At 35.7% G+C, this 442-nt stretch carries 1 pseudogene; it reads right to left on the bottom strand.

The features are described from left to right. Positions 1-293 precede the first annotated feature (293 nt). A pseudogene (locus H5202_RS23690) lies at positions 294-428 on the bottom strand (IS4 family transposase); the annotation flags it as partial. Positions 429-442: the final 14 nt, after the last annotated feature.

Here is a 442-nt window from a genome sequence, read left to right as displayed (position 1 = left end):
TGATATATCTAAACCAATTGTTGTAATCTTCATATTCGGACCCGCCCTTTGTTGATAAAGTGTACAAACTTATCATGGCTCACTATGAAGCCGATTAGAAGGGTGGGTCCATCTCATTATTCCGGCAATGCTTTTGAGCCGGAATCCAGGTGTTGGCCTATGTATTTAGTGTCATACAGTTTATTTAACTATAGTTAACAGCTACTACGATACTTGAGATAAACACTAAAACCTATAAATGGAAAAGCATTAAAACCTATAAATGGTATGACATTAAAACCTATAAATGGCATGAGGATATGATTAAGTTTTTTCAGAAATAGTAGATGGGTTTTAGGCTTCTCTTTTTTATTTAGCGGATGTATTTCTTCATAAAGTGTCAATGAGCGCCCTTGAGCCGCCAAAGATACTCGAATGAGAAAATGCTGCTATTGGTAATCAA

Origin of the sequence: Shewanella sp. SG41-4 (assembly GCF_014164505.1) — a bacterium.
Lineage (GTDB): Bacteria > Pseudomonadota > Gammaproteobacteria > Enterobacterales > Shewanellaceae > Shewanella.
Note: the sequence above shows the minus strand (reverse complement) of the source record. Positions and strands in the feature narration are given on the sequence as shown.